Consider the following 24,027-nt stretch of genomic DNA (forward strand, 5'->3'; position numbering starts at 1 on the left):
TGAGGGAGAGGATATGCCGTTAACGGAAGTTATTCTGGTTGATGAAAACGACAGGCCGACAGGCGTGATGGAGAAGCTGGCGGCGCATGAGCAAGGCGTAATGCATCGTGCGATTTCCGTTTATATCTTCAATTCCCGGCACCAGCTATTGCTGCAACAGCGGGCCAACGGAAAATATCACAGCGGGGGATTATGGAGCAATACCTGCTGCGGTTACCCGTCTCCCGGCGAGGAGACGCTGCCGGCGGCCCATCGCCGTTTGTATCAGGAAATGGGGCTGCGGTGCGCGCTTACCGCGATGTTTACGCTGACCTATCGCCTGCCGCTGGAAAACGGGTTGATCGAACATGAATTCGGGCATGTCTATTTCGGTATGACGGATGATATCCCCGCTGCCGATCCCGATGAAGTCGGAAAATTTCAGTATCTTTCGCTGGAACAGGTTAGACGGCAAATGGATGCTTCGCCGGAAGCCTTTACCGACTGGTTTAAGCTGACATTTTCGCGTATTCCGGCCTATTGGGCGCAATTTCATGCCGCGCAGAATGGCGGCGACGCTGCGGCGGGGAAAGATTAACCGCCGTGCACGATGATGATGTAACCAACCAGCATCATGCCGCCGATCCCGCCAAGGGCGCAGAGGGCAAATAGCCCGATAATCCCTGCTTTGCCTAAGTTCATCTGGTTATCCTTTGGTTAATTCCCCCGGATTATACCCTAAATAATTCGCGTTGCGAGAAAGCCGACGCCCCGGCATCTATGACGCTGAAGAAAGCCTTCAGTGATGAAACAGGAGCGCTAAACCAAAGACGATCAAAATGACGCCGGCGCCGCGCTCGATCGGATTCAGATAACGCTCAAGCCGCTGCTGTATCCGCGGCAGCGTAATCAGCATGGCAAGCAGCAGATCCCAGCCGAGTACGATGGAAAACATCCAGACCCCGCTGAATATTTGCTGAATAGGGGTGACATGCGGGCCAAGAATGGTGGTCATCAGGCTGATGTAAAACAGGATGTTCTTGGGGTTCAACAGTGCGGAGCCCAGCCCCAGCAGAATTTGCCGGGGAAACTCGGGACAGTTGCCGGCCAGCTGTGCAGGTGTCGCCAGATGCGGCGCAGGGCTTTTCAGCAGTTGATAACCAATCCATAACAGATAACAGGCGCCGCTCAATTCAACGATCGTAAAGAGCCGCGGCGAATGCTGGATGCCCGCCCAACCGATTATCGCCAGAAAAATATAAAGGCCGTTTCCCAGCGCGATACCGAGGCAAATGCCGGCGCTGCCCCGCAAGCGGTAGCGAATCGCATAGGCGGTGAGCAGGAAAAAATCCGGGCCGGGGCTCAGTAAAGCAATAAAATGAGCCAGCGCCAGCGCCGGGAAATTATCGGGAAAGAGTGTACTGATGTGCATAATGCCGGGACCTCGCAGAGTAATCGAGGTCAGTCTAGGCATTTGATATCGCTATTTATTGTCAAATATTGATCGGGCCAGCCGATATTGTCCGGGCGTGGCCGCCGTGTATTGCACGAAGATTTTATGGAAATGGCTCTGATCGCAAAAACCGCTCTGATAGCCGGCATCGGCCAGCGGCGCGCCCTTTTTCAGCAGACTCTTGGCATATTCCACGCGCGCATTATTAAGAAATGCCATGGGGGTAATGCCGGTATGGCGGCGAAAATGGCGCACAATGGTTTCCCGCCGCAGATTTAACTCATCCGCTAATGTTTCCAGCGACGGCGCTCCCTGCAAGTTGCTGAGCAGACGCTGGCGTACATGCTGCGCCGTCAGTTGGGCCAGGGCGGAGGAGGCCGGCTGTGCATCGGTTTGTCGAAGCGGAACGCAATATTGCTGTAACAGCGGCGTTATCAACGCATTCAGCGTTTGCCGGGCGGCGGCGATCTCTGCGCGATGAAGTTGGCCGATCAGATGCAGATAACCGGCAAACAGCGCGGGGTCGCGCAGCCTAATACAGCGGCAGTACAGTGAGTAGACGGGATATCCGCATATTTCCGACAGTTGTTTCAGGCACCATTGCGTATCCAGATACAGCATGTGATAGCTGCGGGTCTGGCCCGGTAAGGGGTTGCAACTGTGAGGCTGCCGGGGATCGATGAAAATCAGATCGCCGGCCTGCAAGCGGTGCTTTTCCCCGCGGTAATGACAGATCGTCGAGCCCTGTTCGATAGCGCCGATAGAGAACTGCGCATGGCTATGCGTTTTATAGCCTTGGCTGCTGCGCCAGGTGGAACGGCTCTCGACATAAGGAAGCCGCGGGGAAAACCAGTATGACTGTTCGATAGTATGAACGGATGACATAAGAGCCTTCATCTTTCGGGGCGCCTGCCCTGAATTATCATTGGCGCCAAAACATAGGCTTACCCTAACCGGCGGTCCGGATTTTGTCGAGAGGGGAATGTGCGGCGATATCGGCTGACGTTACGGACAGTCTGTGGGACAATACCCGCCAGATTGACTGAATACAGAGAATGCATGGCGCTGTCCCCCGCAATAAAGCAGCAGATTGGCCAATGGTATAAGGCGCTGCAACAACAGATTCCGGATTTTATTCCCCGCATACCCCAACGACAGATGATTGCTGAAGTGGCAAAAACGCTGGCGGGGGACTATCCGCGCCATTTAGCCATCGAAGCGCCTACCGGCGTAGGCAAAACGCTCTCCTATTTGATTCCCGGTATCGCGGTCGGCAGGGCGGAAGAAAAAACGCTGGTGGTCAGCACGGCCAATGTGGCCTTGCAGGATCAAATCTTCAGCAAAGATTTGCCCTTGCTGCAAAAGTTTATCCCCGAGTTGACATTCACCGCGGCATTTGGCCGCGGACGCTATGTTTGTCCGCGTAATTTGGCCATGCTGGCGACGGATGTGGATGCGCAGGGGGATTTAACCCTGTTTCTGGATGATGAACGGGTGCCGTCGAGCCGCGAAGAGCAAGGAAAATGCGCGCGTATCGAAAAGGCTTTGCAAAGCTATGCCTGGGACGGCCTGCGCGATCACTATCAGGAGTCGATTGACGACGGCCTGTGGCGAAAACTCAGCACCGATAAAGCCAACTGCCTTGGGCACAATTGTCACTATTTCCGCGAATGTCCGTTTTTTATCGCCCGCCGCGAAATTGAAAATGCCGATGTGGTGGTAACCAACCACGCATTGGTGATGGCGGCAATGGAAAGCGAGTCCGTGTTGCCGAATCCTAAAGATCTGCTGCTGGTGCTGGACGAAGGGCACCACATCCCCGATGTGGCGCGCGATACGTTGGAAATGTCCGGCGATATCACGCCTGACGCCATAACGTTGCAACTGGAGCAATTGGTGCAGCAGATCGGGCTGTGTATGTCGCAGTTCGCGCCGAAGTCGCCGCCGCGGCTGGCGCACAGTGAACGGCTGACCAGCCATTGCGAAGAGATGCGTGAGACGGTGGGCGCATTGGCGCAAATGTGCGGACTTTTTTTGCCGCAAGAGGGCGGCGAAGCGGAGTATCGCTTCCCGATGGGTAAAATGCCGGATGAAATGCGCGCAAGCTGTACCCGGTTATTTAAGCTGACCGATAGTCTGCGCGCGTTAACGGAGTTCATGCTCAACGATCTCAGCGAAAAAACCGGGAAACACGATGTGGTGCGTTTGCATCATGCGCTGTTGAAAATGAGCCGGCTGCTGGGCTATCTGGAGGCGTTAAGCAAACTGTGGCGTCTGGCGGCGATGGAGAAATCGTCCAATGCGCCGGTATCCAAATGGCTTACCCGCTATGTTCGCGACGGTCAATCGCATCTGTCCCTGCACTGTGCCGGGATTCGAGTGTGCGACCAGCTTGAAAAATTGTTATGGGATCATGTGCCGCACGTGGTGGTGACATCGGCGACGCTGCGATCGTTGAACAGTTTCTCGCGTTTACAGGAGTTATCCGGCCTGAGCGAGGACGCCGGGGATCGTTTCATGGCGTTGAGTTCGCCGTTCAACCACCGTGAGCAAGGGCGGTTGGTGATCCCGAAAATGCGTTATGAACCGCTGATGGCAAATGAGCCGCAGCACATTGCCGAAATGGCGCGCTTTTTCCGCTCGGAGCTGCAACAGGGCAAGCATCACGGCCTGTTGATGCTGTTCGCCAGCCAGCGGGCGATGCAGCTTTTCCTGACTCAGGTCGCCGATTTGCGCTTGATGCTGCTGGTGCAAGGGGATAAGCCGCGTTATCGGCTGGTGGAACTGCACCGCCAGCGCGTGCAGCAGGGGCAGACCAGCGTATTGATCGGCCTGCAATCCTTTGCCGAAGGATTGGATTTGAAGGGCGATTTACTGTCTCAGGTGCATATCCATAAAATCGCCTTCCCGCCCATTGACAGCCCGGTGATTCTGACGGAAGGCGAGTGGTTGAAAAGCCTGAAACGTCATCCGTTCGTGGTGCAGAGTTTACCCAGCGCGTCATTCAATCTTATCCAGCAGGTCGGTCGCCTGATCCGCAGCCATGAATGCTTCGGTGAAATCGTTATTTACGACCGCCGCCTGTTAACCAAAGGCTATGGCGCCCAGTTGCTTGCCGCCTTGCCCGTTTTCCCGATCGAAGAACGGGCGATGCCGCAGGGCGATTAGCTATCGTCGTGATCGGCGCGCCGCTGCTGATACGGATATCAATATGAACTCCGCGCCTTTAACCCGCCATCGGCTGTCGCCGATGCTGACTCAGTTTGCGATATTGTTGGGGCGACATGCCGATCTATTTATTAAAGGTACTGTAGTAGCGGCTGCCGGAGCGGCTATTTACGTTACTCAGCCGCAAGAAAAACATGCTATTTTCGCAGATAAGCTATTAACTATACCCAGAGACTGCAACGCGCGGGCGGAGATGAAACCGCGCGTTGAAAGATAAAGGGGAAAATCGCGCTGAATGAGGGGCTGCATGAATTACACCAACGTGATTAAAGAGGTCGGACGCGGTAAAAATCATGCCCGCGATTTGGACCAGGAGACCGCTTATCAGTTGTATCGCCAGATGCTGAATGGCGAGGTGCCGGAGCTTGAACTGGGCGGACTGCTGATTGCCTTTCGCATCAAGGGGGAATCCGAAGCGGAAATGCGTGGTTTTTATCAGGCGATGAATGAACAGGTTCTTCACCTGCAGCCGCCTGCCGGGCGTTCGATGCCTATCGTGATCCCCAGCTATAACGGCGCAAGAAAGCAGGCCAATTTGACGCCGCTGTTGGCGCTTCTGCTGGCGAAGCTGGGTTTCCCCGTGGTGATCCACGGCGTGATGGAAGATCCGACCCGCGTCATCAGCGCCGAAATATTGCATCATCTTGGCATCGTCGCGGCGGAGAACGCCGCGCAGGCGCAGGCGCGGCTTGATGCCGGCGAGCCGGTGTTTATCCCGATTTCGCTGCTGTGTCCGGCCATCGATCGTCAGTTGCAGTTGCGCTGGCGCATGGGCGTTCGCAACAGCAGCCATACTCTGGCGAAAGTCGCCACGCCGTTTAGGGAAGACGATGCCCTGCGGATCGCCAGCGTATCCCACCCGGAGTATGTTTCCCGCGTCGGCACTTTCTTCAGAGATATTGGTGGCCGGGCATTGCTGATGCATGGCACGGAAGGCGAAGTCTATGCCGCTCCTCAACGCTGTCCGGAAATTCACTTTATTCATCAGCAGGACACGCAGATTTTGCAACTGCGTCAGGAGATAACGGTCGCCCCGGACGGTTTGCCCATCGCGAAAGATGCCGTAACAACGGCGCGCTGGACAGCGCAATGTCTGGCGGGAGAGACTGCCTTACCGCACGCGATTCGCCTGCAGCTGGCTTGCTGTCTGGTGGCGACGGGGGAAGCGCCGACGATGGAACAGGCCGTGGCCAGCGTGAGAAAACGATTGGGCTGAATCCTCCCGAAGCCAGTTTGAACCAGGGCGTGTCGCGTTCCGCGAAGGGGCGCCCGGTCAGGGAAACAAGACACTTGCAACCATAAGGGGTAGAGAAGGAATATGATGCAACAGAGTGTAGATTATTTTAATGCGCTGAACCGTGACTATCTTGCCGTTCACCAAACCAAAGAAGATCTGTTCTGGCAGTTGTATATGGGAACCGGAAGCGATGATGTTTCCGCCCGGTTTTCCCATGCTGAAAATGCTTATAAACGTTTTATTTCCCAGCCGCAGCGGCTGGTTGAATTACGTCAGCACATTGCCGCGGTGGAAAATAGCCCGGTAAATGACAAGCGGCAGGCATTACTGCATGGATTGCAAGGATGGTATCGGTTCTTTGACTGCAATGTGATTGAAGATCCCGAAGCGCAAACGTTGATGGAAGCGATCATCGCGGCGGAAAGCGCGCTGTTTGAAAAGCGTAAAACCTATGAAATGACGCACCTGGATGCACAAGGCCAACGGGTTGCCGCCTCATTGGGCGAATTGCTGACCAACCAGGCGACCAATGATACGGAAGCCTATCGGCAGAGCTCGCAACAGGCGTTACGCGATCTGGAGCAGTGGCTGTTGCATAACGGTTTTCCTGAATTGGTCAACCTGCGTAACCGCTTTGCCCGCCAGATGGGATATCGCAACTATTTTGATTACAAGGTGAATAAAACCGAGCGGATGACGCCGGAGCAGCTTTTCGCCATTCTCGATCCTTTTGAAGAGCAAACCCGGGAAGCAAACGCACGCAGCCTGAGAGAGTTGGCGGCGGCCAAAGGACAGCAGGCGTTGGAGCCGTGGAATATTCGTTACGCCAGCGCCGGCGACGTCACGCGTCAGCTCGATCCCTATTTCCCTTTCGCCGCTTCGCTGGCGCGTTGGATAAACAGCTTCAAGCGTCTGCATATCGGCTTTAACGGCGCGGAAATGCAGCTCGATCTGCTGGTGCGCAAAGGCAAGTACGAAAATGGCTTTATGCATGGCCCGGTTCCGCCTTTTGTTGACCAGGGAACATGGATCCCGGCGCGCATCAATTTTACCAGTCTGGCGAAGCCGGATCAGGTCGGCAGCGGCGCCACAGGGATTAATACGCTGTTTCATGAAGGCGGACACGCCGCGCACTTCTCCAATATTCGCCAGAATGCGCCGTGTTTTTCGCAGGAGTTTCCCCCTACATCCATGGCTTATGCGGAAACGCAATCCATGTTCTGCGACAGCTTGCTGACGGATGCCGATTGGCTGAAACGTTATGCGAAAAACGGGCAGGGCGAGACGGTCCCTGATGCGCTGATCCGCGCCAATATCAGCGCGCGCCAGCCGATGCGCGCGTTTAATGAACGGCATATTCTGCTGGTGCCCTATTTCGAATGGCAACTCTATTCCTGGGATGACGAACAACGCACGCCAGAGGCGATAAGCAAGCTGGCGCGCGATACCGAACAACGTATTCTGGGCATCAGCGGCAGCCCCCGGCCGACGATGGCTATCCCGCATTTATTATCAATGGAGTCCGCCTGTTCTTATCAGGGCTATCTGCTGGCGTTAATGGCGGTGGAGCAGACCAGACACTTCTTCCTGCAACGCGACGGCTACCTGACGGATAACGCGGCGATTGGCCCCGACCTGGCGCGGCATTACTGGGCGCCGGGCAATAGCGTCAGCCATGATGATACTCTGCGCAGCCTGACGGGAGAGGGATTTAATCCCGCTTACCTGGCGCAGGCGTGCAATCTGACGGTGGACGATGCCTGGAAACTGGCCGAGGCGTCGATCGTTCAGGCGCAGCGGCGTCCTCAGCCGGCGGCGGATTTCGATTTAGCCGCGCGGATTCGGGTGGTGGATGGCAGCCGTGTGATTGCCGATAACGAACAGGGTGATGACGTGATGTGCCGGGATTTCTCTGCGTTTATCAAGCGGGAATATCCCCGCTAATCGATAAATGAAAGGGGGCTTTCGCCCCCTTCAGACTGATGACAAAGCCCCTAATATACCCCTGTCATCCTTCACGGCCCCAGCGCGGTCATTCCCGCAGTAGTAGGCGGGAATCTCCTGCTGAAACCGTAAACAGCCATTGGCTGATTCCCGCCTACGCGGGAATGACGGGTTTGGGAAGGTTTGTCATCAACTCCCCTCAATATTTTTGCTCAGGATTAGGATACGTGTTGCAGGAACTCACGTAAGCGATCGCTCGGCGGATTGGTGATCAACATTTCCGGGTCGCCATCTTCAGCGATGCGGCCTTTATCGATGAAAATCAGCCGCGACGCCACCTGATGCGCAAAGCCGACTTCGTGAGTCACGATGACCATCGTCATCCCTTCTTCCGCCAAATCCTTCATTACCGTCAGCACTTCATGACGTAATTCGGGATCCAGCGCCGAGGTCGGCTCATCAAACAGCATCAGCTTAGGTTTAACCGCCAGGGCGCGCGCAATAGCGACACGCTGTTGTTGACCGCCGGAAAGCTCGGAAGGGTAGTGGTGCGCCCGTTCGGACAACCCGACCTTGCTCAATAGCTCTTTCGCCAGCTTTTCCGCTTCAGCCTTACTGGCGCCGCGTACCCGGATGGGGCCGAATGCCACGTTTTCCAACGCGGTCAGATGCGGGAATAGGTAAAACTGCTGAAACACCATCCCGGCTTCCTGACGGATCAGGCGCTCATCGACACGCGGATCGTTAACCTTCAGGCCATCGACAATCAGTTCACCGCTGGTGATTTCTTCCAGCTTGTTAATACAGCGCAACAGCGTAGATTTACCGGATCCCGACGGGCCGATAATGACTACCACCTCACCCTGATTAATTTTCAGATCGATGTCATGTAAAACTTTCGTCTGACCAAAATGTTTGGAAACGTTTTTAAATTCAATCATATAATCTTAAGTCTTCTTTCCAGACGACGTAGGATGAAGCTGAGTATCAGTGTGATACACAGATAAATCACCGCTACCGCACTCCAGATTTCCAGCGCGCGGAAATTACCGGCAATAATCTCCTGACCGGATCGGGTCAGTTCCGCCACCCCAATGACAATAAACAATGACGTGTCTTTGATGCTGATGATCCACTGATTACCCAGAGGCGGCAGCATGCGGCGCAACGCCAGCGGCGCGATAACATAACGCAGCGTATCCCAGCGTGATAATCCCAGCGCCAGACCGGCTTCACGGAAGCCATTATGGATAGACAGCACCGAGCCGCGGGTGATCTCCGCGATGTAAGCGCCGGAGTTGATCATGATGGTGACCACCGCCGCGGTAAAGGGATCGATACGTACCGAGGTAAAAATCATTGGCAGGGCGAAGTAAATGAACATCACCTGTACCACGATGGGCGTACCACGGATGATTTCAATAAATACCAGTGCGATACGGCTGGAAAACCAGCCGCCGTAAGCGCGGGCAAAGCCCGCGAGAACACCGATAACCAAGCCGCCAAGCAGACCCAATACCGAGATCAGCAGGGTCATTTTCGCCCCTTCTAACAACAGGGGCAGAGAAGGCCAGATGGCGCTCCAATCAAACTGCATGGAATATCTCCAGATAAAATCGGCAATTACTTAGGTTCTACACCAAACCACTTTTTGTAGATCTCAGCATAGGTGCCGTTTTCTTGCAGTGTTTTCAGCGCGCCGTTCACTTTATCGCGCAGATCGCTGCCTTTCGGGAAAGCGATACCGTATTGTTGCGCCTTGATGGACTCCCCTACCGCTTTGAACTGAGCGTTGCCGGCGGTTTTAATGAAGTAAAGAATATTCGGCGTATCGTGCAGCACGGCATCGGCACGGTTGGTGCCTAATTCCATGTAGGCGTTATCAATGTTCGGGAACTGGCGCAGGTCTTTGGTTTTAATGTTGGCCTTCGCATAATCAACGGAACCGGTGCCGCTTTTCACCGCGACGACTTTCCCGTTCAAATCTTTCTCACTCTTGATCTCGTTATTATCGGCTTTCACCATAACCAGCAGGCCGCTGTTGTAATAACCGTCAGAGAAATCGATTGCTTTTTTACGCTCATCAGTGATGGTGATACCTGCCAGCGCGACATCCACATTGCGGGTTTGCAGTGCAGGAATGATGCCGCTGAAATCCATCGGCTTCAGGCTATAGCTCAGATTGAGTTGTTTGGCGATGGCATCCCAAAGATCGATGTCGAAACCAACGTACTTGTCGCCTTGTTTAAATTCAAAGGGCACGAAGGCGGTATCCGTCGCGACAATGAGCTCTTTTTCGGCGGCGTGGCTGGAGATGCTCATGGTCAGCGTCAAGGCGGCCAAAGAAGCTTTCAATAGTGATTTCATTCAATCCTTCCTAGTTTTACCGGTTGTGATAAGTTTTTTGTTTTGCGGCGATATTCATATCAGAACAAAACATAAAGAATTTTAAAACAATGTGTTATTTGCAATTGGTTTAATTTTGTCTATCGTCGTTAATAACCTTATAAATAACATGGTTTATATTTCAATGTTATTGAACAAGACGATGGCTATGATTAACGAATTTACCTGGGGGAAACAACCATTGATTATCGTTATGGCTGATTCCGGCGGCCAATTGCTAATTTTTTGAGCGCTTATTCCGACATTATGAAAAGTTCAGGCGCCGGGATGCCTCAGAGGGACGTTTGACGCGAGAAAACAAAAAGAGCCGCCGAAGCAGCTCTGATATACTCGCCATACCTTAAGTCGCATGTGTCTTTACACGACAGTCGGCAATAGCCTTATTCGATGTTGGATTCAATGAACCACAGGGATTTATCCAGATCGCGCGATGCGGCGGTCAGGATATCGGCGGTATCTTCATCTTCCGCTTTGGCAATGCCTTTACGCGTTTCGTTCGCTACGATGGCATAGCGTTCAGCCAATGCTTTCAGGTGATCCTGCACATTGTGAATGTCGACCGGATAGCTTTTCAGCGACGTTTTTTCATTGACAATTTGTGTAGTGCCCAGGGCAACGCCACCTAACTGAACGATACGTTCAGCCATGGTGTCTTGATGGTCGGTGATTGCGGTACGGAAACCATCAAGCATTTCATGCACAGCGATAAAATTGGCACCGCGCATGTTCCAGTGAGCCTGTTTGGTGATCAACGATAAATCAATGAAATCTACTACCAGTTGACTTAACAGCTTGATGGTAGAGGTTTTTAGTTCTTCATCCAAATCGTTACGAGTGTAGATAAGCTCAGAAGATGCGGATTTTACCAATTTAGCGGTACGCATAATATTGTCCTCTCTATTTAATTGTTCGTAATTTTACTGTTCAACGGGGTTAATTATAGCAGCAACCAGACAAAACATTGGAAAGAATCACCTATCGAATGAATAGATATAGCACATATAAAAGTAACTACTTATAATTTAGCGCTTTTCTAATTATTTGCTTTTTATAAACTTAATTCAATCCTGCGGCGACGGCCGTCGGTCTGACGCACAGGGTGATTGATTGAATATCATTTGTATTTACACGGCCTATTCGTTTATGTCAATCGCCAATGCAGATGATAATTATTCTATATAACAACGGTGATGATTATTTGTATTTTTCATGACAGTCATTAAAGAATAACATTATTGTAACAGTGACGGGATCCGCTATGAAAATTAACGTGGTAGGCACCAGCGGCAGTGGAAAATCGACGATTGCCAAAAGATTGGCGCAGCGGCTGGATGTGCCGTATATAGAAATGGATGCCTTGTTTTGGCGGGAAAACTGGCAGGAAACGCCGGATAGCGAGTTTTTCCCTCGTCTTGAAACCGCGTTGGCGCAGGAACACTGGGTGCTTGACGGCAATTACAATCGAACCCGCGAGATCAAATGGCGTGAAGCCGATTTGGTTGTCTGGGTGGATTATAGTTTTATCCGCACGCTTTATCAGGCGCTCAGCCGGGCCTGGCGACGGTCTTGGCGTAAAGAGGAAATATGGACGGGGACCGGCAATCGGGAGCAGTTCGCACGCAGCTTTTTTAGCCGGGATTCGATCCTCCTATGGACAATCAAAACCTATTCTAGGAATCGTAAACGCTATCTGGCTGACTTATCCAACCCGCGTTACCGGCATATACGTTTTATACAACTGCGCTCTCCACGGGAAAGTGATGCTTTTATAAGTCGCTTGCCAAAGAATACGGCTTATTATGATTATGGCGCAGAGTGATTATTTTGCTGGTTAGCTTATTCGGTTGATTTTATCGTAATGGTCGCGCCAACGGACGCCGTAATAATAAGAGCGAGCGCCGTCCACTGGATGAAAGATAAATGTTCGCTGAGGAATAACATGCCGGAAATAGCGGCAACCGCCGGCTCCAGACTCATTAATGTACTGAACGTTCTGGCTGGAAGACGAGTTAATGCGATCATTTCCAGAGAATAAGGCAGGGCTGTGGAAAAAATAGCCACGGCAATGCCAATGGGTAATATTGAGGATGAGAATAATACCGTATTGGAATAGAATAAACCGATTGGACAAAATATCACCGCCGCAATAAGCGAACCAATAGCAACGGTTTCGGGACCGTGATTGGCGCCGGCTTTTCGCCCAAAAAGAATATATAGCGCCCAGCAGGCGCCGGAGCCCAGCGCGCATATAGCGCCGAGCGGATCGACATTACCGATATTGTGTCCCAGCGGTAATAAAAACCACAGTCCCAGAATGGCCAGAATAACCCATAAAAAATCAATTGCCCGCCGTGATGATAACATGGCGACGGCAAGCGGGCCGGTAAATTCCAACGCCACGGCAATGCCCAGCGGAACCGTTCTCATCGAAAGGTAAAATAGAAAATTCATTCCGCCCAGCATGGCGCCATAAATTAATAGCGGCAATCGGTTTCCACTGAGACGTACGCGCCACGGTTTGAAAATAAGGCAGAGGATCAGCGCGCCGATGCTGAGGCGCAGCGCCGTCATCCCGGTAGCGCCGACCAGCGGGAACAGCGACTTAGCCAGGGCTGCGCCGCTCTGAATCGACACCATCGATACAATAATGAGAACAACGGAAAATAATACGGATAAACGCGGAGAGGATAAGGTCATGCTTCCGGCCTTAATGAACGGTAAAAAAGCGGCAGACATCAAAAAAACAGTGCCGCTAGACTGACCAATTGTAAATGATTTTCCCGGACAGTGCTTACGTTTTTTGACTTTTATTTACGCGATATTTAATTGATTTATTTTTTTTGAATGAGTCAGCGTGAAAATCAGACAAAGATTTAAGAATTTTCTGTTTTAAATATTTTATTTGAATTAAAATTCATTCTTGATAATGACAGCTAAAATCCAATGTAATTAATATGATAGGGAGTTTCTGACAATATTGGTTACATCAAAGTCATAATTGAAAAATCTTTATCAGGCGGCAAGTTTATCCGTTCTTTGTTATATTTAAGGCGTTAGCTATCCTCTCATTAAGTTGAATTCGAGGCTTTATAATGAAGAAAATTGTGTGTCTTTCAGCAGTGGCTTGTTTATTAAGCATGAGTGCCGGTTCGGCAATTGCCGGTCAAAGTACGGTTTCCGCTGGTTATGCTCAGGGTGATGCCCAGGGCGTTGTCAACAAAGCCAAAGGCTTTAACCTGAAATACCGTTACGAGTGGGACAACAACCCGCTGGGTGCGATTGGTTCTTTCACGTATCTGGAAGATAGCAGCACCAATTCCGGTTACTATAACAAAGGCCAATATGTCGGTATTACCGCCGGTCCCGCTTATCGTTTGAATGATTGGGCGAGCATCTACGGTGTTGTTGGTCTGGGTCATGGTAAATACACCCATAACGCCAGTAACGGGTCTGACAACAAAAGTAATGACGACTACGGCTTTAGCTATGGCGCCGGTCTGCAATTCAACCCGATCGAGGATGTTGCGCTGGATGTCGGTTACGAACAGAGCCGTATCCGTAGCGTTGATGTCGGCACCTGGGCTGTTGGCGTCGGTTACCGCTTCTAATCAGCGCCGAGCTTTAGGCATGTTTCCTAAAGTTTGACGGTTAAAGATGTTTATCAAATCCGCCTTTCCCGAGGCGGATTTTTTTTGCCCGTTGGCGCGCCGGCCGCGTTTATCTCTATATCCGCCTAGCCGCGCGAGGTCAGACGACCGCCCGGTATTTTCCGCTGTTGACGTTCACACCAGACGGTGAATATGCCGGCTCCGGCGACGATCGCCGCGCCAACGACGGTTGTGGCGCTGGGAATGCTGCCCAGAAAACAGTAGCCGATCAGCATCGACCAGACCAGCGTGGTGTATTCGAACGGCGCCAGCAGCGAGGCATCGGCGTAGCGCAGGCTAAGGGTCATCAGAATTTGCGCCATGCCGCCGAAGAAACCGCAGCCGATCAGCAGCGCCAACTGCGGCGGCGTCGGCATGCGCCAGCCAAAGAGCGCGGATGCCAACCCGATGCACATCGTCATCAGCGAAAAGTAGAGCACAATGGCGCCGGGATTCTCTTTGCCGGTAAGAAAACGGATCTGTACCGACGAGGTCGCCGAACACAATGCGGCCAGCAAAGCGAAAATCACGCCAAGCGCCGAGGCGGCGTCAGCCGTTGATTTGCCGATATTTAAATGCGCCGAAAGCATAATGAGGATGCCGGAAAAACCGACAATAACCGACAGCCAACGGTAGAGACGCACGTTTTCCTTTAACAGGATCACCGCCATGACGACGGTAAATAGCGGCGCGGCGTAGCCGATCGCGGTAGCGTCGGCCAGTGAGATATAGATCAGCGCCATATAGTTAAAATACATTCCGCCGGTGCCGGAAAAACCGCGAATCAAATGGCCGAAAATATTTTTGGTCTTAATGGATTGCAGCATATTGCCCTGATATCTCAACCATATCAGCAAGGGGAACAGCGCGATAAACGAGCGGAAAAAAACCACTTCTCCGGTGGGAATCTCTCCATTAAGACCTTTTACACAGGCGAGCATCAACGTGGCGCAGAGCGCGGCCATTATTTTCAGTAACACGCCTATTCTTGAATTCATTACCGGCTTTGACTCCTGTTGATATTCGAATTGCCGCATTCCCGGCGGCGGGAACAGGCTTCTACCATAGAGTCACCGGATATGAGGTGGTTAAGATAATTTTGTTCTGTCCGAATAGTTTTTTCTTATCGCCGCGGCGGTCATACAAATTCACTATTGCTACAAAAAGTTTCCCTCTTATACAGGCCGACGGCTTGTTTATATAGTCGGGTTGTTATGTTGAGAGATGGTGTCTTGTTGCTGCAAATAAATGACTCCCGCTATGCGCCTTCTGTTTGCGGAATACAAAGAAAGATCGGAGAAATGCTGATGAAACTGAAGTTACTGTCTTATGCCGTACTTGCTTTGCCGATGATCATGGCGTGGTCGCCCGCCCAGGCGGATGTTCTGGCCGATATTCAGTCGCGCGGACAGTTGAACTGCGGCGTTTACTCTGATGTGCCGCCGTTTTCTTCGCCCGACCCGAAAACGCGCGAACTGGTGGGGATGGATGTTGATTTGTGCCAGGCGCTGGCCGAAAAGATGGGCGTGAAGGCCAACCTGATGCCAACGTCCGTTGAAGCGCGGATCGCCGTCATCGTCACCGGACGGGTTGACGTGCTGATCGCCAATCTGGCGTACACCAAGACCCGTGGTAATCAGATTCAATTCAGCGACCCCTACTATGTGGCGAAAGAGATGCTGCTGGTGAAAAAGGACAATGTTGATAAGACTCGCGCCGATTTCAAAGGCAAACGCATCAGCGCCAACAAGGGAACCACATCCGAACAGTCTATCCATCTGGCCGGTGGCAAAGCCGTGACGTTCCAGGATGCGGCGTCGGCTTTTTTGGCGCTGGAGCAGAATAAGGTCGTGGGTTTCGTCACCAATACCATGACCGGCATCAAAATGATTTCTCAGGCGCAAAAAGACGGCATCGAACTGGGGATGATTAAAGAACCGATGGCGCTGGAGCCGATCGGCGTCGGCATGAAAAAAGACGAACCGGCGCTGTTGGCTAAGGTTAACGCCAGTCTGAAAGCGATGGACGATGACGGCACTATCGACAAAATTTGGGATAAGTGGATTGGCCCGAACACCGAATACAAAATGGTGCGCGAGGAGAGAGTACAGCCGCTATCCGAACTGAAATTCGAACCGCTGGAATAATATGACCATGCTGTCTGGAGAAGTTTGCGCGCAAACCGCCGTCGGGTTTGGTGGTCAGGGAGGGCAGGTGAAAATTTCAACCATCGGCAGTCGCGCCTATTTAGTGGAAGCGCCCGGCGAGTTTGATTTACCGTCGCAGCGGCGGATCTGGGCGTTGGCTGCGGCGCTGGAGCACGGCGACGATATCGAAGCCCTGATTCCCGGGGTAACCAATCTGCTGGTGTTGTTTAAACATACCCCCGCGGATGTCGAGGCGACCCGCGCCCGTTTGCTGGCAAGCTGGGAGCAGGCGCAGGATGTCAGTTATGTCGGCAAGTTGATTGAAATTCCCGTCTGCTATGGCGGCAAACATGCCACCGATCTCGATAGCGTTTGCCGCCATACCGGGTTATCCGCGCCGGAAGTCATACGCCGTCATTATCAAGGGCGATATACGGTGTTTGCATTGGGCAGCGCGCCTGGATTCGGTTATCTGCACGGCCTCGATCCGTCGCTGGCGACGCCGCGCAAGAAAGTGCCGTCGCTGCACATGCTGAAAGGCACGGTAACGATCGGCGGGATGCAGGCCGGCGTGTCCGTGCTTACCGGCCCCAACGGGTGGAATGCCATTGGCTACACGGATATCACGTTATTTGATCCTGCCGCCGAGACGCCGGCGCTGATGGCGCCCGGCGATTGCATTCGTTTTCTGCCGGAAAGGATTGAGCTGTGATTGAAGTATTGAAAACCGGGCCGTTGAATACCGTACAGGATTTGGGGCGCAGCGGATTTCGCCATCTTGGGGTATCGGTCAGCGGGGTGATGGATCCGCTGGCGCTGCGCGTAGGCAACTTACTGTTGGGAAATGAGGAAAATGCCGCCGGGGTGGAGATTCAGTTCTTCCCGTTCCGGGCGCGCTTTCTGGCGGATACCGCGATTGCGCTGACCGGCGCGGACTGCCGCGCGCTGCTGGACGATACCCCGCTGCCGTCATGGTGGGCGCACCAGGTCCGGGCCGGCCAGCAACTGGAGATCCGTTATCCGCCGCACGGGGCCAGGGGTTACCTGTGCGTTGCCGGCGGCATTGACGTGCCGTTGGTGATGGGATCGCGCAGTACGGCGCTGCGCGGCGGTTTCGGCGGTTGGCAGGGACGGCCGCTGCAAAACGGCGATCGGTTGCCGATCGGCCGGAGCGAAAATCGGCCGTTGCCTGCCGGCGGCATGGGCGTGGAGCCCCCAGAGGTGGCGCTGGCGGCGTTTTTCCCGCGCACGGATGAAGGCGTGCCGCAGCTACGCGCCATCCCTGCCGGGGAATACGGGCTGTTTGCGGCGGATGCCCGGCGTTTCTGGTCGCAGCACTGGGTGGTGTCGCGGCAAAGCAATCGCACCGGCTATCGCCTGTCGGGCGAGCCGCTGCGGCCGTCAGCGGTGGTGGAGATGCGCTCTTACGGCCTGATCCCGGGAATTGTGCAGGTGCCGCCGGCCGGGGAGCCGATCATTCAGCTTAGCGATGCCAATACCGCCGGCGGCTACCCGAAAATCGCCGGCGTGATTGAGCACGATTTGTGGCGGTTGGCGCAGATACGGCCGGGGCAAGCGATCCAACTGATCGAAAGCGATACGCAGGAAGCCATCGCGGTGGAGCGGGCGGTTGACGTCTATCTGGCGGCGCTGCGGCGCGATGTCCCCCAACTGGCGCAGGTCGCTTGCGGTTTATGACGGTGTGATGAACAAAGGAACAGAACATGAAAATTGATGTGAATTCTGACATGGGAGAGGGTTTTGGCGTGTATCGTCTGTGCGACGACGACGCGCTGATGCAGGTTGTCTCTTCCGCCAACATCGCCTGCGGCTTTCACGCCGGCGATCCGAACATCATGACGCACATGGTGCGGCTGGCGAAGGCCAACGGCGTAGGCATCGGCGCGCATCCGGGATTGCCGGACCGTCAGGGATTCGGGCGTAAAGCGCTGCCGTTCAGCGCGGATGAAATCCGTCAGCAGGTGCTGTACCAACTGGGCGCGCTTTGCGCTATCGCCAAAGCGGAAGGAACGAAAGTGGCGCACGTCAGCTTTCATGCGGCGATGGGCAACATGATCAATGGCGATCTGCCGCTGGCTTTGCAGGTGATGGAAGCGATAAAAAGCATCGATTCCGGGTTAATTATCTTTTCGCAGCCCGATACCTATGTGGAGCAGGCCGCGCAGCAATGCGGCCTGCAAACGCTGACCCTGTTTCTGGCCGATCGCGCCTATGACGCCCAGGGGCAACTGGTGCCGCGCGGCATCGCCGGATCGGTCATTACCGATGAAGCGGCGGTGCGCGCCCGCGTGCGTCAGTTCTTGCTGGAAGGAACGGTGACCACCTTCGATGGCCAGCTTATCGCGGTACGGGCCAGATCGATTCTAATCCACAGCGATACGCCGGGCTCGCTGGAGCTGGCGCGTATCGTCAGAAGTGAAATCGAAGCCAATGGCGGTATCGTGGCGCCGGCCGCCGAGGTGGCGGCGCAATAATCTGATAGGTGTCCATGAGGTGGTTATGAATACCCGACGGCTTAAATCATTTATCACTATTGTGGATATGGGCAGCATCACCCGGGCGGCGGATGCTTTGTATATCGCCCAGCCGGCGTTGAGTCAGCAGATTGTCGCCCTGGAAACCCACTTCAAACGCAAATTGTTGATACGCAGCCAACAGGGCGTGGTGCCGACGGAGGCGGGCAAAGTGCTGTATAGCCATGCCAATGCCATTCTGCGCCAACTGCGGCAGGCGGAAATCGAGGTGCAGGAGGTCGGTCAGCGGCTCATCGGCCGGGTGTCGGTGGGGCTGGCACCGTTTAGCGTCGCGGCCACGCTGGCCATGCCGCTGTTCGCCGAGATGCGTAAGCGTCATCCGGGCGTGTTGCTGCATCTGGTGGAAAGCGTCGGGCGGCCTTACAGCGAGCTGATCGTGAATGGGCGTCTGGAAATGGCGCTGATCCACGGCACCGGCGGCATCAAGGGATTGCACTATGAACCGCAACTGGTGGAGGAGTTTTTCCTGGTGGCGCACGAGGATTTCGACATGGACGATGATGGCGCGCCGCTAACGCTTGAACAACTGGGCCCGCTGCCGATGCTGTTGCCGCCATCATACAATTTTGTTCGTCGCGCCGTGGAGCAGGCGTTCAGTCAGCAGCAGGTCGACCTGAACATTATCGGTGAGCTGGAGGCGGTGAAAAGCATTTCGAAAGCGGTGGGGGCGGGATTGGGCGTAACCATTATGCCGAAAGCGATCGCCGAGCGTATTCAGTCGGAATCGCCGTCGGTGATCGTGCGCTCCATTGCCTCGCAGTCCATGGAGGAGACGCTGTCGCTGTGTGTTTCAGACCGTTCGCCGCTGTCCGAACCGGCAAGCGCGGTGCGCGATCTGCTTATGGAGTTGACGTCTGCGCTGTAAGAACGGTGACGGCATAGTGGCGATCGTCCTGGGTATTTTGATCTTTAAACGAGCGGCATGACGGCTACAGCATGGCTTCTTTGCGGCAATTCACCAGCAATTCGGCGATGGACAGCGTATTGGGCAAGCGCAACAGCAGCTCGACCATCTCGGCGAGATCGGCCGGTTGCGTCATCTCTTCGCGGGTGATTTCCGTTTCGCCCGCCGTCATGTCGGTGGCGATATAGCCGGGGCAGAGCGCCGTCGCCCGCACGCCGCTATCCCAACACTCCTGTCGGATGCCGTGCGTGAACGCCACCACGGCGAACTTGGTCATGGCATAGCCGACGTTACTGCCTACCCGGCGTCCGGCCAGCGAGGCGACGTTAATCACCCTGCCGTTTCCCGCCGCGATTAAAAAGGGCAGCGCGGCGCGGCTCAGACGTAGCGGGCCTTTGACGTTGATGCGCCACATGCTGTCCAGCGCTTCCTCGCCCTCATCCAGTACGCGTACGCGCGGGTTGATGCCGGCGCAGTTGATCAGGGCGTCAATGCGGCCCAAACCGGCCGCCGTTTGCGCCACCCACTCTTCGCCGGAGCCGTTCTGTTCCGCATCGTAATGAAAGATATGCAGCCGTTCCGTACCGGCAAGCGCCGACGGATTGCGCACGCCCGCCGACACGGTAAAACCGGCCTGCAACAGCCGTTGTACGATGTGGCAGCCGAGGCCGCGCGAGGCCCCGGAAACCATCACCACGCGCGGGTGAGTATCCAGCATCTTGTACTCCTTATTGCATATTGGCGCAGAAAGCCGCCAGACGATCGCACCCCTCCGCCAGAACTTCCATGCTGGTGGCGTAGGAAATACGGAAATACGGGCTCATGCCGTAGGCGGCGCCCTGCACGGTAACGACATGCTGCTCTTCGATCAGCGCCATGACGAAATCCATATCGTTGCCGATATAGCGGCCGCCCTGCGTGGTTTTGCCGATATAGGCGGCGATATTAACGAACAGGTAAAACGCGCCTTGCGGTTTGTGGCAGCTCAGGTTGTCGATGGAGTGCAGCCGCTCCAGTACATAATCGCGGCGCTGGCGATAGATTGCCGCGCGCTCTTTAAGCAATGTCTGCGGTCCGTCAAGCACCGCTACCGCCGCGGCCTGCGCCAGGGTGCAGATGCCGCCGCTGTTCTGCGTGTTGACGTTGCTCATGGCTTTGATCAGATCGCCGGGGCCGCCGCAAAAACCCAGCCGCCAGCCGGTCATCGAATAGGCTTTGGAAACGCCGTTCACCGTCAGCACGCGATCCAGCAGGCGCGGCTCGACTTCGGCGATCGTATAAAACACGGCATCGTCGTAGATAAGGTGTTCGTAAATATCGTCGGTCAAGATCCAGATATCGGGATGGCGCAACATCACGTCGGCGATGGCCCGCAGTTCTTCCCGGCTGCAAACCGAGCCCGTTGGGTTGCTGGGGTAGTTGAGCAGCAGCCATTTGGTCTTGGGGGTGATGGCGGCTTCCAGATCGGCGGGCAGCGGTTTAAAACCGTTGCTTTGCGTGCAGCGAACCGGCACCGGCGTGGCGCCGGAAAATTTGACGATATCGGCGTAGCTGATCCAGGAAGGCGACGGGATCAGCACTTCGTCGCCAGGGTTGCAGGTCGCCATGATGGCGTTGAAAATAATCTGTTTGGCGCCGCAGGCGGTCAGGATCTGGCCGATCGGGTAATCCAGATGGTTGTCGCGCTTGAATTTGCGTTGGATCGCCGCCCGCAGCGCCGGGGTGCCGTCCGTCGGCGGGTAGCGCGTATCGCCGGCCAGCGCGGCGGCATACGCCGCTTCAATGGCGTGTGCCGGCGTGGGAAAGTCGGGCTCGCCGGTGGACAGGCCGATAACGTGCACGCCCTGAGCGGCAAGATCCCGCGCCTTCTGGGTCATGGCGACGGAAGCGGATACGGTGACATTTTTTAAACGATCGGCTATTTCAGGCATGGCGCGGATATTCCAAAAGTCAAAGTGGGTAAGCCGCCGCGGCAAGGAGGGGCGAGCAGCCAAATAAACGTTGTGACGCGAGGTCAAAAAAAGAGTACGAGGGAATGGCGTATTCAGGCCAATAGCGCTTTGTTGTGGTGACATAACGGAAAACAATGTATGAGCGTTTTACCGGGCATTGATGATGCGCATGATGGGTTTTCGGCGCGGCGTATTTAGCCTGAAGAGTCCACCGCAAAAATACCTTGTTGATGTCTTTATATTTAACATACTGATATTAAATATAAATTCAGTGTTTGAACCGTTCACTCCATGGCGTAAGAAATTACGCTGAGGTGGACGACCCCGCGAATGAGCAGCATGGATGCTGCTCAAGCTAGTGTCGCGTCGGGAACGCGTCACTGGCGGTTCGAAAAAGGGGACGGCCGCCGAAGGTACCGCGTCAGCGGCGTGATTTCAGCCACAAGCCTGGGTTCGTAGGGTGGTGGCGATTGAACCACCCTGCGTCGGGCGCGTGCTACGACGTAGCAGGGAAATAACGGCTTTATCGCGCACGAAATATTCTCCGATGTAGCATATCCAATTTATGGGGATCAATCAGAAAGTTAGCCGGAACAGCGTTATTTATTATCTATTGGATAAAGTTATTAATATTCCGTCATAACAAGACCACATCCCGGCATAGTGAAAAAGTATTATTGTTTGCGGCATTCGCCACTTTATTGTCTGGTGAAAAGAAAAAATAACCGATCACGCTGTATTAACCGATTGACGTCATATACCCATGTACCCATTCCTGTTTCCACGCGTAGCCGCCGATAGGGCGATCGTGCGTTTTGTTTCATATAGAAATAAGTTTGCCTACAGGAAAATTGATGACCAATATTGTTGCTGCGATTAATCGTTCAAAAAAGTTAATAAGCTGGCAGTCGCCTTCCTTATTGATTATTCCTTTATTGGTATTTCAGCTTTTTTTCTTTTTTACCCCGGCTATCCGGCTAATGCTTTTTAGCCTCATGACGCAATCGCCCGCCGGAGAAATCGGCGCGCCTTATACGCTATCCCACTATGTGCATTTTTTTGAAGTGGCCCTATACAGCAAAGTATTGTGGACCACATTGCGCATTAGCGTGATGACCTCTCTGATTGCCGCGGTGCTGGCCTATCCGGTTGCCATCGTGCTGGTGCGGGGAAGCGCATGGTTCTCCCGTATTCTGACCTTAATCATTATTGCGCCGCTGGCGGTGAGCGTGGTGGTGCGCGCCTATGGCTGGCAACTGATTCTGAATAACGGCCCCAGCGGTTTAATTAACTATGTGTTGTTGCATCTGGGCATTATCGAACGCCCGAATGCGCTGATGTTTACCGAATGGGCGGTGGTAATCGGCTCGCTGCATATCTTCTTTCCCATGATGGTATTACCGCTGGCATCGGCGCTGGGCAAGATCGATCCCAATCTGCAATCCGCCGCCAGCACGCTGGGCGCGCCGCCCTGGAGCGTCTTTCTGCGCGTAACGTTGCCGCTTAGCCTGCCGGGGCTGGTGGCCGGCATGACGCTGGTTTTCTCTCTGGCGGCCGGCTCTTATGTGATTCCCGCGCTGGTAGGCGGGCCGCAGGCCCAGATGCTGGGCAATCTTGCCGAACAGCAGATCGTTTCGGTGTATGACTGGCCGTTCGGCGCGGCGATCGCCACCATTCTGGTCCTTATCGTCATTACCGTGAATACCCTGTCGATGAAATTGCTTGGCGGGCGTCGCCTGCATGGAGAGGCCAAATGAGCAATAGTTTGCGCGGCTTTACCGGCGGTCTGCTTTACGTGATTACCGCGTTTATGCTGGTTTTCATCCTGACGCCGATTTTGCTCATCGTGGTGATTTCATTCTCGGACGGCTATTTCGTCAGCTTTCCGCCCACGGGTTTTACGCTTGATTGGTACGGCAAAGTGCTGGGCAACAGTGAATTCATGGAAGCCCTGTTATTCAGCACCTTGTTGGCGATAGGCACGACGCTGCTGTCGTTGTTGCTCGGCGTGCCGGCCGCCTTTGCGCTGGTGCGCGGCAAGCTGCCGTATGCTTCGCTGTGCAAAGGGCTGTTGCTGTCGCCGCTGATTTTCCCGGTGCTGATTACCGGTCTGGCGCTGTTGCAACTGTTTTCCAGCTACGGCTGGGGCAATGTCAAATTGAATCTGCTGCTGGCGCATACCGTAGTGACCTCGCCGTATGTGGTGAGAACGGTATTGACCAGCCTGGAACTGGTGAACCCCAGTCTGGAAGAGGCCGCCCGCACGCTGGGCGCCAGCCGGTTCGCCACCTTTCGCCATGTGGTGTTTCCGCAAATCGCCCCCGGCGTGGTATCCGGCGCAATCTTTTGTTTCATGGTGTCTTTCGATAATTACCCGGTTTCCATGTGGTTGGCCGATTCGGCCAATACGCCGGTGCCGGTGGTGCTGTATCGCCAGATAGGCACGGTGTTTGATCCATCGGTAGCGACCATGTCCACCCTGATTATTTTACTGGCAACACTGGTTGTCGTCGCGCTGGAACGCCTGGTTGGGCTGCGCCGCGCCATGGCGGCATAGTCTTTCAATTCCACCAGA

24 protein-coding genes and 1 pseudogene are annotated in these 24,027 nt (G+C 54.3%); 13 read left to right on the plus strand and 12 right to left on the minus strand.

The genetic code is table 11. The features are described 5' to 3' along the window. Positions 1 to 13: 13 nt before the first annotated feature. The gene (idi, locus tag ACN28R_RS04825; protein WP_095833757.1) at positions 14 to 577 is read left to right on the plus strand and encodes an isopentenyl-diphosphate Delta-isomerase; all 564 of its coding nucleotides are present in this window, start codon (positions 14 to 16) and stop codon (positions 575 to 577) included. Here the strand turns inward: idi and ACN28R_RS23860 are convergent. The 3 genes from ACN28R_RS23860 to ACN28R_RS04835 all read right to left on the minus strand — a co-directional run bounded on the left by ACN28R_RS23860 (position 574) and on the right by ACN28R_RS04835 (position 2,317). Beyond that, positions 574 to 681 carry a membrane protein gene (locus ACN28R_RS23860; protein ID WP_048638457.1) on the minus strand — a complete coding sequence of 36 codons (108 nt, stop codon included), beginning with the start codon at positions 679 to 681 and terminating at the stop codon, positions 574 to 576. The two genes, idi and ACN28R_RS23860, sit on opposite strands and share 4 nt — an antisense overlap. A gap of 97 nt (positions 682 to 778) precedes the next feature. Next, positions 779 to 1,453 (minus strand): LysE family translocator, encoded by a 675-nt coding sequence (locus ACN28R_RS04830; RefSeq protein WP_236840187.1) that lies wholly within the window; start codon positions 1,451 to 1,453, stop codon positions 779 to 781. A 9-nt stretch (positions 1,454 to 1,462) separates the two neighbouring features. Next, complete coding sequence (locus ACN28R_RS04835; protein WP_095833759.1) at positions 1,463 to 2,317, minus strand: AraC family transcriptional regulator; 855 nt, start codon at positions 2,315 to 2,317, stop codon at positions 1,463 to 1,465. A gap of 174 nt (positions 2,318 to 2,491) precedes the next feature. Here ACN28R_RS04835 and dinG point away from each other — a divergent pair, with 174 nt between their 5' ends. Next, the gene (gene dinG, locus ACN28R_RS04840; protein WP_048638459.1) at positions 2,492 to 4,600 is read left to right on the plus strand and encodes an ATP-dependent DNA helicase DinG; all 2,109 of its coding nucleotides are present in this window, start codon (positions 2,492 to 2,494) and stop codon (positions 4,598 to 4,600) included. A gap of 58 nt (positions 4,601 to 4,658) precedes the next feature. Here dinG and ACN28R_RS04845 read toward each other — a convergent pair. Continuing rightward, positions 4,659 to 4,763 (minus strand): annotated as a pseudogene (locus tag ACN28R_RS04845) (transcriptional regulator MelR); the annotation flags it as partial. A gap of 144 nt (positions 4,764 to 4,907) precedes the next feature. On the opposite strand from ACN28R_RS04845, the gene ybiB reads away from it, so the two are divergent. Together ybiB and ACN28R_RS04855 are read left to right on the plus strand one after the other, a co-directional pair. Then, the gene (gene ybiB / locus ACN28R_RS04850) at positions 4,908 to 5,876 is read left to right on the plus strand and encodes a DNA-binding protein YbiB (protein WP_095833761.1); all 969 of its coding nucleotides are present in this window, start codon (positions 4,908 to 4,910) and stop codon (positions 5,874 to 5,876) included. Positions 5,877 to 5,981: 105 nt separating this feature from the next. Next, on the plus strand, positions 5,982 to 7,841 hold the full coding sequence (locus ACN28R_RS04855) for a M3 family metallopeptidase (protein ID WP_095833762.1): 1,860 nt from the start codon (positions 5,982 to 5,984) through the stop codon (positions 7,839 to 7,841). Between the two features lie 218 nt (positions 7,842 to 8,059). Here the strand turns inward: ACN28R_RS04855 and glnQ are convergent, their stop codons facing one another. The 4 genes from glnQ to dps form a co-directional block, all read right to left on the minus strand. Continuing rightward, positions 8,060 to 8,782 carry a glutamine ABC transporter ATP-binding protein GlnQ gene (gene glnQ / locus ACN28R_RS04860; RefSeq protein ID WP_048638462.1) on the minus strand — a complete coding sequence of 241 codons (723 nt, stop codon included), beginning with the start codon at positions 8,780 to 8,782 and terminating at the stop codon, positions 8,060 to 8,062. Then, a complete protein-coding gene (glnP, locus tag ACN28R_RS04865) occupies positions 8,779 to 9,438 on the minus strand; it encodes a glutamine ABC transporter permease GlnP (protein ID WP_048638463.1) in 660 nt (219 codons plus the stop codon). Before glnP ends, glnQ begins: the two co-directional genes overlap by 4 nt. A 26-nt stretch (positions 9,439 to 9,464) precedes the next feature. Then, positions 9,465 to 10,208 carry a glutamine ABC transporter substrate-binding protein GlnH gene (gene glnH / locus ACN28R_RS04870; RefSeq protein WP_048638464.1) on the minus strand — a complete coding sequence of 248 codons (744 nt, stop codon included), beginning with the start codon at positions 10,206 to 10,208 and terminating at the stop codon, positions 9,465 to 9,467. 419 nt (positions 10,209 to 10,627) lie between these two features. Then, positions 10,628 to 11,131 carry a DNA starvation/stationary phase protection protein Dps gene (gene dps, locus ACN28R_RS04875; RefSeq protein WP_095833763.1) on the minus strand — a complete coding sequence of 168 codons (504 nt, stop codon included), beginning with the start codon at positions 11,129 to 11,131 and terminating at the stop codon, positions 10,628 to 10,630. A 374-nt stretch (positions 11,132 to 11,505) separates the two neighbouring features. On the opposite strand from dps, the gene ACN28R_RS04880 reads away from it, so the two are divergent. Further along, complete coding sequence (locus tag ACN28R_RS04880; protein WP_095833764.1) at positions 11,506 to 12,066, plus strand: shikimate kinase; 561 nt, start codon at positions 11,506 to 11,508, stop codon at positions 12,064 to 12,066. Positions 12,067 to 12,083: 17 nt separating this feature from the next. Here the strand turns inward: ACN28R_RS04880 and rhtA are convergent, their stop codons facing one another. Then, entirely contained in the window at positions 12,084 to 12,944 is an 861-nt protein-coding gene (rhtA, locus tag ACN28R_RS04885) for a threonine/homoserine exporter RhtA (protein ID WP_048639899.1), read from the minus strand. Between the two features lie 395 nt (positions 12,945 to 13,339). On the opposite strand from rhtA, the gene ompX reads away from it, so the two are divergent. Then, positions 13,340 to 13,855, plus strand: coding sequence for an outer membrane protein OmpX (gene ompX, locus ACN28R_RS04890; protein WP_048638468.1), 516 nt, complete (start codon positions 13,340 to 13,342; stop codon positions 13,853 to 13,855). 125 nt (positions 13,856 to 13,980) lie between these two features. Here ompX and ACN28R_RS04895 read toward each other — a convergent pair whose 3' ends face one another. Further along, positions 13,981 to 14,892 (minus strand): DMT family transporter, encoded by a 912-nt coding sequence (locus ACN28R_RS04895; RefSeq protein WP_048638469.1) that lies wholly within the window; start codon positions 14,890 to 14,892, stop codon positions 13,981 to 13,983. A gap of 309 nt (positions 14,893 to 15,201) precedes the next feature. Between ACN28R_RS04895 and ACN28R_RS04900 the strand changes: the two genes are divergently transcribed. From ACN28R_RS04900 to nac, 5 genes are read left to right on the plus strand one after another with little or no spacing between them, the layout of a single operon-like run. Next, positions 15,202 to 16,041: an ABC transporter substrate-binding protein gene (locus ACN28R_RS04900; RefSeq protein WP_048639900.1), complete on the plus strand. Its 840-nt coding sequence runs from the start codon at positions 15,202 to 15,204 to the stop codon at positions 16,039 to 16,041. A 7-nt stretch (positions 16,042 to 16,048) separates the two neighbouring features. Then, positions 16,049 to 16,753 (plus strand): 5-oxoprolinase subunit PxpB, encoded by a 705-nt coding sequence (gene pxpB, locus ACN28R_RS04905; RefSeq protein WP_236840229.1) that lies wholly within the window; start codon positions 16,049 to 16,051, stop codon positions 16,751 to 16,753. Then, positions 16,750 to 17,739 carry a 5-oxoprolinase subunit C family protein gene (locus ACN28R_RS04910; protein WP_095833766.1) on the plus strand — a complete coding sequence of 330 codons (990 nt, stop codon included), beginning with the start codon at positions 16,750 to 16,752 and terminating at the stop codon, positions 17,737 to 17,739. The genes pxpB and ACN28R_RS04910 overlap by 4 nt, the downstream gene beginning before the upstream one ends. 26 nt (positions 17,740 to 17,765) lie before the next feature. Next, complete coding sequence (locus ACN28R_RS04915) at positions 17,766 to 18,536, plus strand: 5-oxoprolinase subunit PxpA (protein ID WP_095833767.1); 771 nt, start codon at positions 17,766 to 17,768, stop codon at positions 18,534 to 18,536. Positions 18,537 to 18,561: 25 nt separating this feature from the next. After that, a complete protein-coding gene (gene nac / locus ACN28R_RS04920) occupies positions 18,562 to 19,461 on the plus strand; it encodes a nitrogen assimilation transcriptional regulator NAC (protein ID WP_048638472.1) in 900 nt (299 codons plus the stop codon). Between the two features lie 64 nt (positions 19,462 to 19,525). On the opposite strand, the gene ACN28R_RS04925 is transcribed toward nac, so the two are convergent. Together ACN28R_RS04925 and ACN28R_RS04930 are read right to left on the minus strand one after the other, a co-directional pair. Continuing rightward, the gene (locus tag ACN28R_RS04925) at positions 19,526 to 20,218 is read right to left on the minus strand and encodes an SDR family NAD(P)-dependent oxidoreductase (protein ID WP_220701106.1); all 693 of its coding nucleotides are present in this window, start codon (positions 20,216 to 20,218) and stop codon (positions 19,526 to 19,528) included. Positions 20,219 to 20,228: 10 nt separating this feature from the next. Further along, positions 20,229 to 21,431: a pyridoxal phosphate-dependent aminotransferase gene (locus ACN28R_RS04930; RefSeq protein ID WP_095833768.1), complete on the minus strand. Its 1,203-nt coding sequence runs from the start codon at positions 21,429 to 21,431 to the stop codon at positions 20,229 to 20,231. Between the two features lie 875 nt (positions 21,432 to 22,306). Between ACN28R_RS04930 and ACN28R_RS04935 the strand changes: the two genes are divergently transcribed. Both ACN28R_RS04935 and ACN28R_RS04940 read left to right on the plus strand, forming a co-directional pair. After that, a complete protein-coding gene (locus tag ACN28R_RS04935; RefSeq protein ID WP_048638475.1) occupies positions 22,307 to 23,209 on the plus strand; it encodes an ABC transporter permease in 903 nt (300 codons plus the stop codon). Continuing rightward, positions 23,206 to 24,009, plus strand: coding sequence for an ABC transporter permease (locus tag ACN28R_RS04940; protein WP_048638476.1), 804 nt, complete (start codon positions 23,206 to 23,208; stop codon positions 24,007 to 24,009). Before ACN28R_RS04935 ends, ACN28R_RS04940 begins: the two co-directional genes overlap by 4 nt. The last annotated feature ends 18 nt before the right edge of the window (positions 24,010 to 24,027 follow it).

The sequence above is a fragment of the Brenneria goodwinii genome, assembly GCF_002291445.1.
Taxonomy (GTDB): domain Bacteria; phylum Pseudomonadota; class Gammaproteobacteria; order Enterobacterales; family Enterobacteriaceae; genus Brenneria; species Brenneria goodwinii.